The organism is Morganella sp. B601, assembly GCF_051172335.1.
Lineage (GTDB): Bacteria > Pseudomonadota > Gammaproteobacteria > Enterobacterales > Enterobacteriaceae > Morganella > Morganella morganii.
This window is the reverse complement of the sequence record NZ_JBPIZE010000005.1, coordinates 78,485-95,664: the sequence shown is the minus strand read 5'-3', so window position 1 is coordinate 95,664 and position 17,180 is coordinate 78,485. Positions and strand designations below refer to the sequence as shown.

The 17,180-nt window shown below is 41.7% G+C and carries 12 protein-coding genes and 2 pseudogenes; 12 read left to right on the top strand and 2 right to left on the bottom strand.

Features of this window, described 5'->3' with window-relative positions; genetic code table 11:
- Nucleotides 1-51: 51 nt before the first annotated feature.
- The 7 genes and pseudogenes from ACSBQN_RS14000 (at nt 52) to ACSBQN_RS13970 (ending at nt 11,214) form a co-directional block, all read left to right on the top strand.
- The gene (locus tag ACSBQN_RS14000; RefSeq protein WP_349481423.1) at nt 52-2,475 is read left to right on the top strand and encodes a type I restriction-modification system subunit M; all 2,424 of its coding nucleotides are present in this window, start codon (nt 52-54) and stop codon (nt 2,473-2,475) included.
- 6 nt (nt 2,476-2,481) lie between these two features.
- Nucleotides 2,482-3,804 (top strand): restriction endonuclease subunit S, encoded by a 1,323-nt coding sequence (locus tag ACSBQN_RS13995; RefSeq protein ID WP_434991720.1) that lies wholly within the window; start codon nt 2,482-2,484, stop codon nt 3,802-3,804.
- Nucleotides 3,805-3,813: 9 nt separating this feature from the next.
- Entirely contained in the window at nt 3,814-4,977 is a 1,164-nt protein-coding gene (locus ACSBQN_RS13990; protein ID WP_210234565.1) for a DUF4268 domain-containing protein, read from the top strand.
- Nucleotides 4,978-4,991: 14 nt separating this feature from the next.
- Nucleotides 4,992-8,009 carry a type I restriction endonuclease subunit R gene (locus tag ACSBQN_RS13985; RefSeq protein WP_434991719.1) on the top strand — a complete coding sequence of 1,006 codons (3,018 nt, stop codon included), beginning with the start codon at nt 4,992-4,994 and terminating at the stop codon, nt 8,007-8,009.
- 103 nt (nt 8,010-8,112) lie between these two features.
- Nucleotides 8,113-9,489, top strand: a pseudogene (locus ACSBQN_RS13980) (type I restriction endonuclease subunit R, EcoR124 family); the annotation flags it as partial.
- Nucleotides 9,490-9,662: 173 nt separating this feature from the next.
- Nucleotides 9,663-10,229 carry a hypothetical protein gene (locus ACSBQN_RS13975; RefSeq protein WP_349461004.1) on the top strand — a complete coding sequence of 189 codons (567 nt, stop codon included), beginning with the start codon at nt 9,663-9,665 and terminating at the stop codon, nt 10,227-10,229.
- A gap of 100 nt (nt 10,230-10,329) precedes the next feature.
- Entirely contained in the window at nt 10,330-11,214 is an 885-nt protein-coding gene (locus tag ACSBQN_RS13970) for an AbaSI family restriction endonuclease (protein ID WP_349461005.1), read from the top strand.
- Nucleotides 11,215-11,265: 51 nt separating this feature from the next.
- Here the strand turns inward: ACSBQN_RS13970 and ACSBQN_RS13965 are convergent.
- Nucleotides 11,266-12,152, bottom strand: a pseudogene (locus tag ACSBQN_RS13965) (IS3 family transposase); the annotation flags it as partial.
- A gap of 179 nt (nt 12,153-12,331) precedes the next feature.
- Between ACSBQN_RS13965 and ACSBQN_RS13960 the strand changes: the two are divergent.
- From ACSBQN_RS13960 to ACSBQN_RS13940, 5 genes are all read left to right on the top strand, one after another.
- The gene (locus ACSBQN_RS13960; protein ID WP_349461106.1) at nt 12,332-12,451 is read left to right on the top strand and encodes a DUF1525 domain-containing protein; all 120 of its coding nucleotides are present in this window, start codon (nt 12,332-12,334) and stop codon (nt 12,449-12,451) included.
- Between the two features lie 180 nt (nt 12,452-12,631).
- Nucleotides 12,632-13,492 (top strand): helix-turn-helix transcriptional regulator, encoded by an 861-nt coding sequence (locus ACSBQN_RS13955; RefSeq protein ID WP_354620635.1) that lies wholly within the window; start codon nt 12,632-12,634, stop codon nt 13,490-13,492.
- A 37-nt stretch (nt 13,493-13,529) separates the two neighbouring features.
- Entirely contained in the window at nt 13,530-14,612 is a 1,083-nt protein-coding gene (locus tag ACSBQN_RS13950; protein ID WP_434991718.1) for a chemotaxis protein, read from the top strand.
- A 70-nt stretch (nt 14,613-14,682) separates the two neighbouring features.
- Nucleotides 14,683-16,254: a cobalamin adenosyltransferase gene (locus ACSBQN_RS13945; protein WP_349461007.1), complete on the top strand. Its 1,572-nt coding sequence runs from the start codon at nt 14,683-14,685 to the stop codon at nt 16,252-16,254.
- Nucleotides 16,236-16,526 carry a YkgJ family cysteine cluster protein gene (locus ACSBQN_RS13940; RefSeq protein WP_354633376.1) on the top strand — a complete coding sequence of 97 codons (291 nt, stop codon included), beginning with the start codon at nt 16,236-16,238 and terminating at the stop codon, nt 16,524-16,526. The genes ACSBQN_RS13945 and ACSBQN_RS13940 overlap by 19 nt, the downstream gene beginning before the upstream one ends.
- 155 nt (nt 16,527-16,681) lie before the next feature.
- On the opposite strand, the gene ACSBQN_RS13935 is transcribed toward ACSBQN_RS13940, so the two are convergent.
- Nucleotides 16,682-17,014 carry a hypothetical protein gene (locus ACSBQN_RS13935; protein WP_349461009.1) on the bottom strand — a complete coding sequence of 111 codons (333 nt, stop codon included), beginning with the start codon at nt 17,012-17,014 and terminating at the stop codon, nt 16,682-16,684.
- Nucleotides 17,015-17,180: the final 166 nt, after the last annotated feature.

Sequence of the window (17,180 nt, the reverse complement as noted above, 5' to 3'; positions counted from 1 at the left end):
ACCGTTGCAGCAACTTTGTGGGGTGCAACCAACACTGAACAGGAAAAGAAAATGGATCATAGTGTACATAACAAGCTCATCTCATTTATTTGGAACATTGCCGACGACTGTTTACGTGATGTGTACGTTCGCGGTAAGTACCGCGATGTGATTTTACCTATGGTGGTATTACGACGTTTAGATACGTTACTTGAACCCACCAAAGAAGCCGTGCTTGAAGAGGTCAAGTTCCAAAAAGAAGAGATGCAAGCCACGGAGCTTGATGATGAACCATTGAAGGCGGCTAGTGGTTATGTTTTTTACAATACATCTAAATGGACCCTGAAATCCCTGTTCAACACCGCAACGAATAACCAACAGATATTACTCGCCAACTTTGAAGAGTACCTGCTTGGCTTTAGCGATAATGTTAAAGAAATCATTGAATGCTTTAACCTCAAGTCGCAAATTCGTCACATGGCCTCAAAGCAAGTCCTTCTTGATGTCGTCGAAAAGTTTGTTTCCCCTTACATCAACTTAACTCATGAAACGGTCGAAGACCCAGATGGCAACAAGATGCCAGCCCTTACTAACCTGGGTATGGGGTACGTGTTCGAAGAGTTGATCCGTAAGTTCAACGAAGAAAACAACGAAGAAGCCGGTGAGCACTTTACACCTAGGGAAGTGATTGAGCTGATGACACACTTGGTTTTTGACCCAGTGAAAGAGCAGCTACCATTGACCATGACCGTTTACGACCCTGCGTGTGGTAGCGGTGGTATGCTCACTGAATCTCAAAACTTCATTGAAGAGAATTACCCGAACGACAGCCGAGATATTTACCTTTACGGCAAAGAGATCAATGACGAGACCTACGCGATTTGTAAATCGGACATGATGATCAAAGGCAACAACCCTGAGAACATCAAAGTAGGCTCAACCTTGTCTACCGACGAGTTTGCGGCTTCACGCTTTGACTTTATGTTGTCTAACCCGCCATACGGTAAGAGTTGGGCGTCTGAACAGAAGTACATTAAAGACGGCAGTGATGTGATTGACCCGCGTTTTAAGGTTAGCCTGAAAGACTATTGGGGAAATCTCGAAGTGGTGGATGCCACGCCACGTTCGAGTGATGGCCAGCTGCTTTTCTTAATGGAGATGGTCAACAAGATGAAAGATCCGAGCGTAAGTCCATTAGGCAGCCGGATTGCCTCTGTTCATAACGGCTCATCGCTCTTTACCGGTGATGCGGGCGGTGGCGAAAGTAATATTCGTCGCTTCATCATTGAAAACGACATGCTAGATGCCATCGTTCAGTTACCTAATAACCTGTTCTATAACACTGGCATTACCACTTACATTTGGGTGTTGAACAACAATAAACCTGAGGCGCGTAAAGGTAAGGTGCAATTAATTGATGCCAGCTTGCTCTACCGTAAGTTGCGCAAGAACTTAGGTAACAAAAACTGCGAATTTGCGCCTGAGCACATCACGGAAATTACCGATACTTACCTCGCGTGTAAGGATGTTGAAAGAGCACTGGATGCAAACAATGATCCTGTTGGCATCGCCAGTAAGGTATTCAGCAATGACGATTTTGGCTACTACAAAGTCACTATCGAGCGCCCAGATCGCCGCAAAGCCAAGTTTACTCAAGATGCCATAGCCCCACTGCGTTTTGATAAGCAACTTAGTGAAGTGATGGAGTACGTGTACGCAGAGCACGGCGAACGTGTTTACGAAAAAACTGGCTACGGGTCAGATCAGAAAAAGAGCTTCTTAAAATCCATCGAGAAAGACATTCTTTCTTGGTGTGAAGATAACGACATCAGTCTCAATGCTAAGGCTAAGGCCAAACTGCTTGATGTGAAACACTGGCTGGCGCTAAAAGCATTGCTTGAAACTGCACAAACGCTGATGGCTGACATCGGTAGCATTGAATTTGATGACTTCAATAGCTTTAAAACCCAAGTTGATAAATCGCTAAAAGCCCATGCTATTAAGCTTTCAGCACCTGAGAAAAATGCCATTCTTCACGCGGTGAGCTGGTATGACGAAACCGCCAAGAAAGTGGTTAAAAAGGTAGTTAAATTAACGGGTGATAAATTAAACGACCTGCTGGAGCGCTATGAGTGTGAAGTCGCTGACTTGCCAGATTTTGGTTATTACCCCGTTCCTTCAGCAGAAGGCGGTAAAAAAGGCGAGTATATCACTTACGAGACCAATTCAGACCTGCGAGATACAGAATCTGTTCCATTAAAGCAAAGCATTTACCAGTACTTCCTAGATGAAGTGAAGCCTCATGTCGATGAAGCATGGATAAACCTAGATACGGTAAAAATTGGCTATGAAATCAGCTTCAATAAGTATTTCTACCGTCATAAACCGCTGCGTAGTTTAGAAGAGGTCGCAACCGACATCATCAACCTAGAACAAAAAGCCGAAGGTTTGATTGCGCAGATTCTTGGTGCGGAAGTAAAAAAGGTTCAGGGGTAAGCAGTTATGACAAATATTGCTGAAATGCCTAAATATCAAACTTACAAGGACTCTACCGAGGGCTGGATTGGTGATGTACCGGAACACTGGGATATTAGAAAGTTAAAGCATCTCTTTTATGAAAAGAAGCATAGGCCAAATATGAGCTTGAATTGCGGTGCTATTAGTTTTGGAAAAGTGGTTACAAAAGATGATGAAAAGATTTTACTAAGCACTAAAGCCTCTTATCAGGAGGTATTATCTGGTGAGTTTTTAATAAATCCGTTAAATCTAAATTACGACTTGATCAGTTTGAGAATTGCTCTTTCAGAAATCGATGTGGTTGTTAGTGCAGGATATATCGTCATTAGAGAAAAGGAAGAACTGCAAAAGCAGTATTTCAAATATCTTTTGCACAGATATGATGTTGCTTATATGAAGCTGTTGGGTTCAGGGGTACGACAAACAATTAGTTTTAACCATATTGCGAATAGCTTGCTGGTATTTCCACCTCTAGAAGAACAAACCCTAATCGCCAACTTCCTAGACAAGAAAACCGCTCTAATCGACGAAGCTATTTCGATCAAAGAAAAGCAAATTAATCTGTTAAAAGAACATAAGCAGATCATCATCCAACAGGCGGTGACCCAAGGGCTTGATCCCAATGTGCCAATGAAAGACTCCGGTGTGGATTGGATTGGTAAGATTCCAGAGCATTGGGAGATTACAAGATTGAAAAATACGATCAATGGATGCGTCAATGGCTTATGGGGGGCTGATCCAAATGGTAAAGATGAATTGGTTGTAGTAAGAGTCGCGGATTTTGACGAGCAAAAACTGAATGTTTCTGATGAAAAACTTACTTACCGTTCCATACCTGAAAACGAACGGAAAAGTCGCCTATTGAAATTTGGTGATTTATTGATAGAAAAATCAGGTGGAGGCGATAAAACTTTAGTTGGTAGAGTTGTTTTGTTTGATAAAAGCTATACGGCAGTCACGTCAAACTTCGTCGCAAAAATGACTCCAAAAAATTGGGTAAATCACAGTTTTTTAAAGTATGTATTTTTTAGTTTATATAGTCGAGGTGTCAATTACGTATCTATTAAGCAAACAACAGGTATCCAAAACCTTGATGCGAATTCGTATTTAAATGAAGTTTTCTGTTTTCCTGATGAATTTGTTCAGGCAGAGGTCGCCGACTTTCTAGACAAGAAAACCGCTCTAATCGACGAAGCTATTTCGATCAAAGAAAAGCAAATCGAAAAGCTTAAAGAATATAAAACCACCCTGATCAACAGCGCCGTAACAGGAAAAATCAAGATCACCCCAGAAATGGTTGAGCAATAGGACGCGAATATGTTCACGGTAAATCATCAAACCAACAGGATTAGTCCTGTTAGGACAAAGAAGTTCAGTGAGTTGGGCTTTACTGAGCGCAAAAATCTTCAGGAATGGTTGGCACACGAGCCTTCCGCACTGGGTGAAGAGCTGCTGATTATTCAAAAAGAGTTCGATGGCTTTGATGACACCCGTGAACGCTTAGATTTACTGGCACTGGATAAAGATGGCAACTTGGTCATTATTGAAAACAAGCTGGACGACAGTGGCCGCGATGTGGTGTGGCAGGCGCTTAAATATGCCTCCTACTGCGCAAGTTTAACCAAAGCGCAAATCGTTGAAATTTACCAGCAGTACTTAGACCGCTATGAGCCTGTAACAGGAGAGGTTGACTTGTTTAATACCCCTGCAAGTGCCTCTGCTAGAATATGTGAGTTTTTGGATGCGCCCGATCTCGATGAGTTAAAGCTCAACCTGGGTAACAGCCAGCGCATTATGTTAGTTGCGGCAAACTTTCGCAAAGAAGTGACCAGCACCGCGCTGTGGTTATTGGGTCAAGGCATTAGCATTGCCTGCTTCAAAATCACGCCTTATTCACTGGGTGAACAGCTACTGATTAATATTGACCAGATCATTCCAACGCCAGAAGCGAAAGAGTTGATGATCGGCATTAATGCCAAGGAAGCGGAAGAAAAAACCACCGAAGTGGTACTAAAAAACCGCCATACCGTGCGTCGCGAGTACTGGGAGCGTGCCTTAGAGGCGTTTCAGAAAAGCTCTTGCCAACTCTATAACAACATTAGCCCAAGCAAAGATCATTGGTTATCAGCAGGCTCAGGGCTAAGTGGATGTCCGTATAACCTGATATTTCTGCAAAAAGAGCTTCGAGTAGAGCTTTGGATCAGCCGTGGGGTTACCGAAGAGAATAAATACCTTTTTGATTTGTTGAGTCAGTCCAAACAAGACATTGAGCATACTTTTGGTGCAGAACTTGAGTGGATGAGGCTGGATGAGAAGAAATCTTGCCGTATCCAGTTTTCGACCAAAGCTGACGGGTTTAACAAAGAGACTTGGCCCCAAGCGGTTGCGTGGCACTTAGAGCAGATGACAAAGTTAGAAAAAGCCTTGAAAGGACCGCTGCAAAAAGCGGCTGAAGCAATGAAACAGAAGAATTTTGATTAAGGGAATTTACAATTATGGTCAGTCAAACCAATGAACAAGCATTAGAGTCGGCCATTGAGAAATGTCTGGCTGGGATCAGTACTGAAGAGCTTAAAGAGGGACTGAGTCAGCAGTCACTGGGTGCTGGATACTTCATTGGTGCTGCTAGTGACTTTAATATGCAATATGCCATTGATGAACGTTTTTTCTGGCAATTTCTGCAAAAGACACAAGAAGTAGAGTTGGCCAAACTGCAAAAGAACAACCCCTCAGATTGGCAGCGTAAGTTACTCGAACGATTTGACCGACTGATTAAGAAGCATGGCATTCTTCATTTACTTAAGAAAGGGCTAAGCGTAGACGATGCTCATTTCAATTTGCTCTATCCAGCCCCTTTGGCAAGCAGTAGTGAGAAGGTAAAGCAAAACTTTGCAGATAACGTGTTTAGTTGTACTCGCCAAGTGCGCTATTCCATGGTAAATCCCCTACAAGAAATCGACATGGTATTGTTTATCAACGGAATACCCTTGATAACGCTGGAGTTGAAGAACGCATGGACCGGGCAAACAGCACGTTATCACGGCCAAAAGCAGTATCGAGATGATCGGGATGCAACTCAGCCATTGCTGACCTTTGGCCGCTGCCTAGTGCATATGGCGGTCGATACCGACGAAGTGTATATGACCACCAAGTTATCAGGTAGCAGTACATTCTTCTTGCCGTTCAATAAAGGTCACAATCTTGGACAAGGCAACCCGCCGAATCCATCTGGCCATAAAACGGCATACCTATGGCAAGAAGTATTCACTAAAGACAGCTTGGCGAATATTATTCAGCATTTTGTGCGTCTGGATGGGTCAAGCAAAGATCCATTACCAAAGCGAACCCTGTTCTTTCCTCGATACCACCAATTGGATGTGGTGAGAAAATTAGTAGACCATGCCGCCCAGCACGGTGTCGGTCAGACTTACTTAATTCAACACTCAGCCGGTTCAGGTAAGTCTAACTCGATTACCTGGGCAGCTTATCAGCTAATTGAAACCTATCCTGCTTCGTCTGATGTGGCAGGCGGAAAAAGCTTGGAGCAGCCGTTGTTTGACTCTGTGATTGTGGTCACCGATAGACGCCTATTGGACAAGCAGCTGCGGGATAACATTAAAGAGTTTTCTGAAGTAAAGAACATTATTGCCCCAGCGAACAAGTCTTCTGAGCTTAAGCAGGCGCTGGAGAATGGCAAAAAGATTATTATAACGACGATTCAGAAATTCCCGTTCATTATTGATGGTATCGCCGATCTTAGTGACAAGCGCTTTGCAGTGATCATCGATGAAGCACACAGCTCACAGTCTGGTTCGGCGCATGACAATATGAACCGAGCGATGGGCAAGTCTGAAGTCGAAGAGGCAGAAGATGCTCAGGATAAAATCCTTCAGGCGATGAGATCGCGTAAGATGCGCGGGAATGCGTCGTACCTGGCATTTACAGCGACACCAAAAAACAGCACTTTGGAGAAATTTGGTCAACGCCAAGAAGATGGCTCTTACAAGCCGTTTCACTTGTATTCGATGAAACAAGCCATTGAAGAAGGCTTCATCTTGGATGTGCTGGCAAATTATACGACGTACAAAAGTTATTATGAGATTGAGAAATCAATAGCTGATAACCCTGAGTTTGATACCAAAAAGGCGCAGAAAAAACTCAGAGCTTATGTAGAACGAAGCCAGCAAACAATTGATACCAAGGCAGAGATTATGCTGGAGCATTTTGTTTCGCATGTCGTGAATACGAAAAAGCTCAAAGGTAAAGGTAAAGGAATGGTGGTCACTCAAAATATTGAGACGGCCATTCGATACTACAAAGCGATAAGGCGAATACTTGAGGAGCAAGGGAACCCCTTTAAAGTTGCCATTGCTTTCTCAGGAACCAAAGAAGTTGATGGTATTGAATATACCGAAGCAGATATTAATGGTTTTGCAGAGTCAGATACCAAAGATATGTTTGATACCGATGAGTATCGACTTTTAGTGGTTGCGAACAAGTATCTGACTGGGTTTGATCAGCCTAAACTTTGCGCCATGTATGTAGATAAGAAGCTCGCCAGTGTCTTGTGTGTTCAGGCGCTATCTAGGCTCAATCGCAGTGCACCTAAGCTAGGGAAGAAAACAGAAGACTTGTTTATCCTGGATTTTTTCAACTCGGTTGAAGATATTCAATCAGCATTCGATCCTTTCTATACAGCAACGTCATTGTCCCAAGCTACAGATATAAACGTACTGCACGAGTTGAAAGATGAAATGGACGATGTCGGTGTGTACGAGTGGTATGAAGTTGAAGACTTTGTGACGCGTTATTTCAAGAATGAAGACGCCCAAACACTCAGTCCAATCATTGATATTGCTGCAGCGCGGTTTGACCATGAACTAGATCTTGAAGCTGAAGCTAAAGTGGACTTTAAGATTAAAGCCAAACAGTTCGTTAAAATCTATGGGCAGATGGCTTCTATCATGCCTTATGAAATGGTCAGCTGGGAAAAACTGTTTTGGTTCCTGAAGTTTTTAATACCGAAATTGAAAGTGGAAGATCCCGATGCTGATGCTATTGATGAGCTTCTCGATTCTGTCGATCTGAGTTCATACGGTTTGCAACGTGTGAAGCTTAACCACAGCATTAAACTTAGTGACCAAGAAGCGGAGCTTGATCCTCAAAATCCAAACCCACGTGGGGTGCATGGCGGTGAAAAAGAAACTGACCCGCTGGATGAAGTTATTCGCACATTTAATGAGCGATGGTTCCAGGGCTGGAGTGCCACACCTGAAGAGCAAAAGGTTAAGTTCGTGAACATCGCTGAAAGTATCCGCAATCACCCTGACTTCGAATCGAAATACAAAAACAACCCAGATCCCCATAATCGAGATTTGGCCTTCGAAAAAATGCTCAAGGAAATCATGCTACAACGCCGTAAAGATGAACTTGAGCTCTACAAGTTGTTCGCTGGAGATTCAGCATTTAAAGCGTCGTGGACGCAAAGTATGCGACGAATGGTTGGTATGTAGCTAGAAAGGAGTGATGGTTTGTAAAGGCAAACTCAGAGTTATCAGATGAGTCATCATGGCTGAAAGGACGTCAAATTGCCAAGGAGCTGGGGCTGGATAAGTCACAAGTAAACCTCTTCGCATTGCGACTATCTTCTCATTTGCAGCTAATGAAGAGCAGGATGCTATTGGTGATATTTTAGATGAGAGTTTTGAAGTTAGTGCCATGAAAAGCAGTGCGAAAGAGTTTTTGAGCGCCGCGATCACGGATTATAACGTCATGTTTAAATCTAACTATGGCGTGGACAGTCATGGCTTTCAGAACTACTACCGTGACCTTGCCAAGCGAGTGAAGAATCAAGAAATCGATCTGCTTATCGTGGTGGGTATGTTCCTCACCGGTTTTGATAGTCAACCACTGAACACCTTGTACGTGGATAAGAACCTCAGACACCATGGGTTGATCCAGGCTTTTTCACGGACTAACCGTGTCTTTGATGCCAGGAAATCACACGGCAATATCGTTTGTTATCGTCGTCTGAAAGATGCCACCGATGAGGCCCTGTCGATCTTTGCGAACCGTGATGCTAAGGCCGGTGGTGTCGATGAGGTGATCAGCACTGTGATCATGAAACCTTATCCTGATCTGGTGGACTCCTTCAGAGATGGAGTGGCACAGCTCAAAGCCATCGCTGAAACACCGGATGCGGTGGATGAGCTTTACAAAGAAGAAGACCAGTTAAATTTCTTAGCTAAATTCCGTGATGTCCTGAGATTGCAAAATACCCTGAAGACTTTCAGTGAGTTCCATGAAGACCTTCAGAATGAAGTACTGGATATCGATGAGCAAACATTACTGGATTACCAGAGTAAATACCTTGATAAGCGTGAAGATTTAGAAGCCGCTCAGCGTGAACGCCGGAAGAAGAAACCTGATGTCAGTACCGGTGATGAAAAGGGGTCAGATGAACCTAATCCAGAGCAGTTCAACTTTGATTTTGACTTTGAGATCGATCTGATCAAACGTGATGAGGTTAACGTGACCTACATCATTCAGTTGATTGAGAAGCTGAAGAAAGGTGACGCTAATCAGAAAACTTATGACCTCACCCGTGACATGATCCTGAATGTCTTACAGACCGACCCTGAGCTACGTCATAAAAAGCAACTGTTCAGGGACTTCATCGATACCAAGCTACCCGGGCTGAAGCCAAAATCAGACGATAAGGTCGAAGGTTTTGTCAAAAAACAGTTCAATCTGTTCGTGGCTGAGAAACGAAAAGAAGCCATGGCTTTGGTCTGTGAAGAACTCAATGCCGATTTAGCTGGTTTTAAGACCCTGTATGAAGAGTACATCTACCGTAACAGGCTACCAGACATTAAAGAACTGCTCGCTGTTTTATCTGTCAGGCCAAAGGTCACAGCCCGCAAAGCCGTAGCTGAGCTGGTGAGAGAGAAAATGGAAGAGTTGGCGGCTGTTTATGAAAGCTCAGAGATTTAACTGTTATTGAGAAATTTTAAGGTGTCGGCGGGAATAGTGGTCAGTTGCCTGAACAGCTGAAACTGGGACGGGGGACCTGTTATATATCAGCAGGCGAGTATTGCGTATTTCCATCCCCCGGAGCCCGCTATTTAACCCCTCTGCGGGAGTAATAATGCAACTGAGGAAAAAATATGAGCGGTTTTTTACCTTTTATTGGCCGTCAGTATGAAGACAGTATCTACGGGGCCAGGGTGATGATTCTCGGATTATCTCATTATGGCGACCCGGAGGATGCATATCCGGAATTCACAAGAGACGTTATCGATGAGAATGCGTATGCACCGGGAAACCGGTTTTTCACACTTCTGACTAATTTACTGCGTTTATCCAAAGACGCGCCGGATGATACTGAACGAAGGGCGGCATGGGAGCAGGTGGCTTTTTATAACTACATACAGGATATCGTCGGGATAACAAGCCGGATATCGCCGACACCGGAAATGTGGGATGAGGCCAGGCAGCCATTTTTAAACGTTGTGAAAGAATTAAAACCGCAAATCATTATCGTCCTGGGGACCCAGCTGTGGGACCAGCTACCGGAGGTAGACGCTATTGAGTGGTGCTGGGTAAAACACCCCAGCTCAGGAAGTTTTTCATATGATGAAGCGTTCAGTAATTTCAAAAAAGCGCTTGAGAATATAAAAAATAAAAAAGGTCAGGATAATTGCAGTGAGGGTTTGAATTGTCAGTGTGAATAGACCAAATTTAGTTAGCCACTACAACCGGGTTGTTACGTAACGATGCATGTGAGCTGAAGTCACAAGCAGTATAGTTTATTTGCTGTTAAATGGTATTAACATGAGTAAAGATGATTATATCCTTCGTGCGCTATCAAAAATTTCTCACAAGCGCTGGGAACACTATATCATCAACCGTATTTTTCACAGGTTGAATGACCCTGAGCTTGAGTTCGTTTGCCAGCAGTGTATTCGAAAGGAAGGGCATTCCGGCAAGATTTACCTTGCGGATCTGCTTTTTCCACAGCTTAAACTGTACCTTGAAATAGACGAGGCGCACCATGACAGTGATGAAGCTAAAATGGCTGACGCGATCCGCCGGTTGGATATCATGGAAGCGACGGGGTTTATTGAAAAACGAATTCGAGCCAATAACATAACACTGGACAAGATCGATCATCTTGTTGATGAGTTCATCCTTCTTGTTAGGGATAGAAAAGTCCAACTGAAAGCGCAGGGCTTGTTCCGGCCCTGGGACTATGACGGCCGTTATACCGCTCAAAAGTATAGGGACGCAGGCTTTATTGAAGCAGGACCTTATGCTGCATTCCGATATCACAGGGATGCTTTGCAGTGTTTTGGTTATGGAGATAATAAAGGACACCACCAATCAGGTAGCTGGCGGGTACCTGAGACTGTTGTAAAGGCGATCGGGTTGGACGGGGATGTGATAGTTTGGTTTCCGCGTTTATATAAGGCCGGGGAGTGGGACAACTCACTGTCCATTGATGGCGACCTGATAACGGAAAAAAGTCTTAATTCACTGCGCAACTACAGGGAGACATGGTGTTATCGTATCGTAATGGCTCATTCTTGTGACGAGCTGAACCGGACGCTGTATCGATTTCTTGGTGTTTTCACTCAAGATGAGCAGCTATCATCTGAAGGCATTAACGTTTTCAGGCGGGTAGATACACGCATAAAGGTTTATACAGCACAAAAGTAGCTCTGCATTTGTAATACGTGCACTAACTGCCAACAACCGTATTGAACTTCGTTGTATAAAGCGAAGCATTATATTCTGCTGAGCTGCCCATGATATCAGTATGTTACCTGTATATTCCGGTCCGTTATCACACCGAATGGCTGCGGGTTTTCCCTTCCATTCAATGAGTTGCTCCAGTGTTCTGACTACCCGACTTGCTGGCAGAGAAAAATCCACCTCTATGGCCAGTGCCTCACGATTAAAATCATCGATAACATTCAGTAAACGGACAGAGCGACCATCTGATAGCTGATCATGCATAAAGTCCATTGACCAGCATTCATTGCTGCTTTCAGGCACTGTCAGTGGTTCCGGTTTATCCCGCTTCAGTCGTTTTTTGGGCTTGATGCGCATGTTCAGTGACAACTCGCAGTAAATCCGGTACACCCTTTTGTGGTTGAACCGCAGGCCTTTTACATTGCGCAGGTACAAAAAACACAGGCCAAACCCCCAGTTGCGCTGACTGTCAGTAATGCGGAGCAACCCGTCGGCAATGACCTGATTTTCTTCATTCAGTTTAGGCCGATAACGATAGCAACTTTCGCTGACAGCAAACAGCTGGCAGGCAAAACGTATACTGACGTTTCGGCTTCTGACTACATCCTGCGCCATCTGCTTCCGGCATGATGGCTTTACCACTTTTTTGCCATGGCCTCCTGAATGATCTCGGCTTTGAGGCGTTCTTCGGCATACATCTTTTTAAGGCGGCGGTTTTCATCTTCCAGCTCTTTGAGGCGGGCCACCATAGAAGCATCCATTCCGCCATAGCGTGAACGCCATTTATAGAAACTGGCATTGCTCATGCCGTACTCGCGGCACAGTTCAGCTACCGGTGTTCCGGCCTCTGCTTGTTTCAGGATAGACATGATCTGACTGTCGGTAAAACGTGCTTTCTTCATAGAATTCTCCCAGGTTCAGATTACGAGAAAATTCTACTTATGAACACACCGGTTTTTCGGGGGGATTACCCTCGGATATGGTTCAGGCGTGAGTCTTTGGCGAACTGCCCGCTTCACCTGTTGATGCTGAGCGCTAGACAAACGCTATGAGGCAGTCGACAGCGTGACCGCAGCAGCAGATTGCTGAGGTACGGCAGGGAGGAGAAGCCTGTCAACTTGGTATTCAAAAAGTTCCGGTGGTAGTGTTTGACGATCGGGTCGTGGTGTATGTCACGATAGACATTCGTCAGACGAGCTAGCTGCGAGAAAGGAGTTGTCCATGAGAGAGAATATGAGCCTAGATATAAAGGTCAAATCTACCTTCTTTGATTTTTAAGATTTATCTTATAAAAATAACTAGATCACACTGACACCATTTGTCACTATAGCTAGTATAATTCCCTTAACCTAAATTTTTATAGCCTTATTTTTGAATAAACATGAATGATGATAAAAAAAATCAAGGGATAAGATTAGCAACAATCATTCTAGATACTTATTTGTATGGTGAAGTTGACAAATATGAATTAGCTACACGCTTTAATGTCAGTGAACGTACAATTTACCGAGATCTGGGCTCGCTGAGTCTAATTTTAGAGCACAAAGGAGGCTCTAAATATGGATTTTCGATTGTTGTCGAATATTACAAAATGATTTCTTTTTTTGGAATAGATAAGTATCTGCCTGATTTTAATCAATCATTTTTGAGAAGTATTCCACAAACAATTCAAAGTAAAAGTGTTATGATTAATTTCAATGGTATTGAGCACAGGGTTAAAAACTATCTTGGTAAGTATTACGAAAAAATTAGGTATTCAATTGACAATAAAAGAAAGTGTCAAGTTTTTTATAAGGGTAAAAATCGTATTTTAAACCCCTATAAATTGGTTTGTCATAATACGATTTGGTATTTGAAGGCAACTGAAAATGATAAATTAAAGTCATTTTCATTAAATAGAATAGAGTGGTTGGATGTAAGTAAAGAGTCATTTCAATTTGATGATAGTATTGCAGGACTATTGCTGCATAGTCATGATCCATGGATAGCGAGTAGCTATTTTAATGTTAGGGTTGAGATATCATCCTCGATAGCAGAATATTTTAAAAGAAGAGATATATTTCCTCAGCAATCTATTATTGAGGAGAATGAAAATTATTTTACTATTTCATGTGTAGCAATGAGTGACAAACAAATATTACCTTTAATTCAATACTGGCTACCTAATATTAAGATATTAGAGCCTGAATGGTTAAAGTTAAAATTTGAACAAAATCTACACGACTATATTACACGTTTATAGTCGATTATTTCAATGTCATAAAAGTTAAGAGGGTACTATGGCTATTCCATTTATTATTGCTGGGGCTGCTATTGCGGCAGCTGCATTTGGCGGAAAAAAAGCATATGACGGATATCAAACTAAATCAGAAGCTGAGGATATTTTAGGCAAAGCACAGCATCGTTACGATGAAAATAAAGAAGTACTAGAGGAAGTCAATGTCAGCACAACAGCTGAATTAGAAAAACTTGGCACATTAGAATTAAACATTGGTGAGAGTTTTAATAAATTCAACATTCTTGCTCAAGCAATTTTAAAGCAGCTTAATGAGTCTGGTAAAGACATCACAGTTTCTATTCCACGTCACGAAATTGATAAAATTCAAAATTTAGCGATTTCAGCGACAGAGTATCTCGGAACAGTAGTTGGCGCTGGCGCGTCAAGTGCTGCTGCAGGCTTTGCTGTCTATGGTGGTGTGATGGCATTTGCTGCGGCTTCTACAGGTACACCAATCGCAGCCTTATCTGGTGCCGCAGCTTATAATGCGACAATGGCCGCGATAGGTGGCGGTTCGCTAGCTGCTGGCGGTTGGGGGATGGCTGGAGGAGCGATGGTCTTAGGTGGAGCTGTTGTTGCACCTATTCTGGCAATTGCGGGATGGGCTTATAACTCTCATGCTGAAAAAGCATTAGATAATGCGCAAAAAATTCGTTCTGAAGTTAGTGATGCTGTATATAAAATGGCACTCGCTAAAGAAAATTTAACCAAAACTAAAGAATATGTCGCTGCTATTTATCAAGTCTTGGAAGCGCAATTTACAGTATTCCAGCCTTATTTATCTAAATTGACTGAAGCAAATGAACTCATTGAACGTACTAAAGCATCAGGGCAATCAGTTTCTAGCGTTATTAATAGTGACTTAAATTTGAAACTCATCATTCAAAATGGTTATAGCCTTGCGTCAATTATGACCAATCTAATAACAACTCCATTATTTAAACCAAAATTGAATGAAAATAATGAAGCGACTATTGTCGATGGAGTCATTGAAATTGAAACTGATAGCAATGGATTAAAAGTACTAAATCAGGATAGTCTGGATAAGCAATTAGATAAAACAGAACGATTCACTCTCTCTTAATGCTTCATATTGATGACGCGTAGTAAATCATAGGTAGCCGTGTTAGGCGGCTACTTTATAGGTAAGGTATATGCAACAGTCAAATTATAATTGGCAAAAAGAAATTAATGATACAATTGTTCAAAGTTTGGCCACTTCTTTTGGTCTGGATTTTTTATTATTAAAGGATAAAAAAGGTGGGGATGTTGATACCATACATAACGTTAGGCAGAATATTTGGGCAACAGAGGCAGAGCAAGAACGCTATGAAAATCGCGGAGAATATGATTCCCATGAATATCATAGCCATCAAAATTACAAAGAAACAAATCGACAGGGAAAGCAAAAAAAGCTTGAAGGTGAGCTAAAGGACGCTTATACCGGTGAGACATTTAGTCAACATGATGTGACTAACCTTGACCATATCATCGCTGCTTATGAAGTACATAATGACCCAGCTCGGGTTTTAGCGGAGCTTAATGGCGCTGATTTAGCTAATCGCGATTCTAATTTAACATTTACTAATGAAACAATAAATAAATCGAAAAAAGCCAGCAAAATGGCTGATTTTATTTTGCGTATGCAATCTCAGCAAGCTCAAGTAAAAGCAGATATAAGTGCATTAGAAAATAAAGGGCAACTGACCGATGTTGAATTAAAAAAATTAAGAACGCTGAAGAATAAAGAAAAGGCCAATTTTGATGCGATGAAGGCTGTCGATGAATCAGCTAGAAAGCAATATGACGCTGAAGTTAGCAGTAAGTATTATGGCAGTAGTAAGTTTTTTGCTAATACAGCCCTGTCTGCTGTCAATACAGGCATCAGAATGGGGGCTAGGCAGATGCTAGGGATTGTATTTGCAGAGCTTTGGTTTGAATTAAAAGATGCTATCCCAAAATTGGTCAATAGCCATAAATCAAATTTTAAATTTAACGTGTTTTTAGAAGATTTGGGAAATGTAGTTACTAACATTTGGGAAAGATTGAAAGTTCGTTTTAAAGATTTTTTTACGGAATTTAAAAATGGTTTATTTGGTGGTTTATTAGCCAGCATCACTAACACTTTATTAAATATATTTTTCACCTCAACAAAGCTAGTGGGTAAATTAATCCGTGAATCTTGGAATAGCTTGGTTTCAGCAGTTAAGTTGCTGTTTTTTAACCCAGAAAATTTAGCGTTAGGTGATTTGTTAAAATCAGCAATAAAAATCATCTCAGTAAGCATATCTGTCATATTAGGCTCAGCGCTGACAACATGGCTAAATGGTATATTAACATTTCCTTTTGGAAATGATGTCTCGATATTTATAGGGGCGTTAGTTTCGGGATTAGTTACATTAGCACTGTGTTATTTTTTAGAGTACAGTGAGTTAATGAATAAGGTCTGGCGTTTTTTAAATAAATTTCGTGATAAATTTGAGCTGACATTGCAGTATTATCAACAGGTTAATTTAGCTTTAGATCAATATCTAGTTGAATTGTCACAATTGGAATTTAATTTTAATGTCGTTGAAATGCGGTTATTTGTGAATGGATTACAAACGACAAATTCAGAATATGAACGTAAAATTATCCTCGTTCAGGAAATTAAGCGAAATAATATCACTTTGCCTTATGATGTCGATAATGAAGATTCATTCGACGAATGGTTAGATTCCTTATGACGCTAACGCTTGAATATAGCTTTCCTTGTGATAAATGTGGTGCTTGCTGCCGCCATGTAGACCGCGCGGAGGAAACTCAGTTTCTAGATCGTGGTGATGGTATCTGTAAGCACTATAATGAAACGAATTTGCTATGCACTATTTATCATGAGCGACCTGATATATGTAGAGTGGATAAACAGTATGCACTTAACTATGCCAATCTATATACATGGGATGAATTTGTTGAGCTTAATAGAGTGGCTTGTGAAATAATAGTGAACACTGAATAGTATCGCATCAGTGAATCGACACAGGTTCAACGTGCTTTGATATGTTATTAATTATTTTCTGCTACGGGCCCTCTCAGAGGGCCGTATCGATACGGTATAACCACCGGGAGCCCGAGCTCTGCGTGTCACTTCTGTTAAAAGTGTATAGAGTTGTTTTAATTTTTTGAGTATGTGCCTGAACCTTTGTTAGTTGTGACCGTTATTTCCATAATTTGACAATTTTTCGGATAGTCATAGCGGATAGACTGACCATAATGCAATTTTTTGTTTCCTGTTGGGGCCATGACTCTTTGGCAGTTGCCCCGGTTTACAATAACGTCATCAATTATTATTTCATCGGTTAATGATACAATGTTTATATATTTATAATACAACCCTTTGTGAACAATGTTTTCCCGTAAACCTTCCTGTATTTTTATAGGAAGTTGCTCTGCATATGTTATTGATGAGAATAATAATGCAGATAGCAATAACGTATATTTTTTCATACTTTACCTTATGTAGTATATTTAGCTATTATGTTTGGTGGGTGGGTTTTAATTTCGGTTTTTTTGATTGGCGTCATTTTAATTTATGACTCTTTGATTATAAAAATAGTAATTATTTTTATTATTTTTATTATTTTTTTTTTACTAAAATAAGCCGGAATAATAC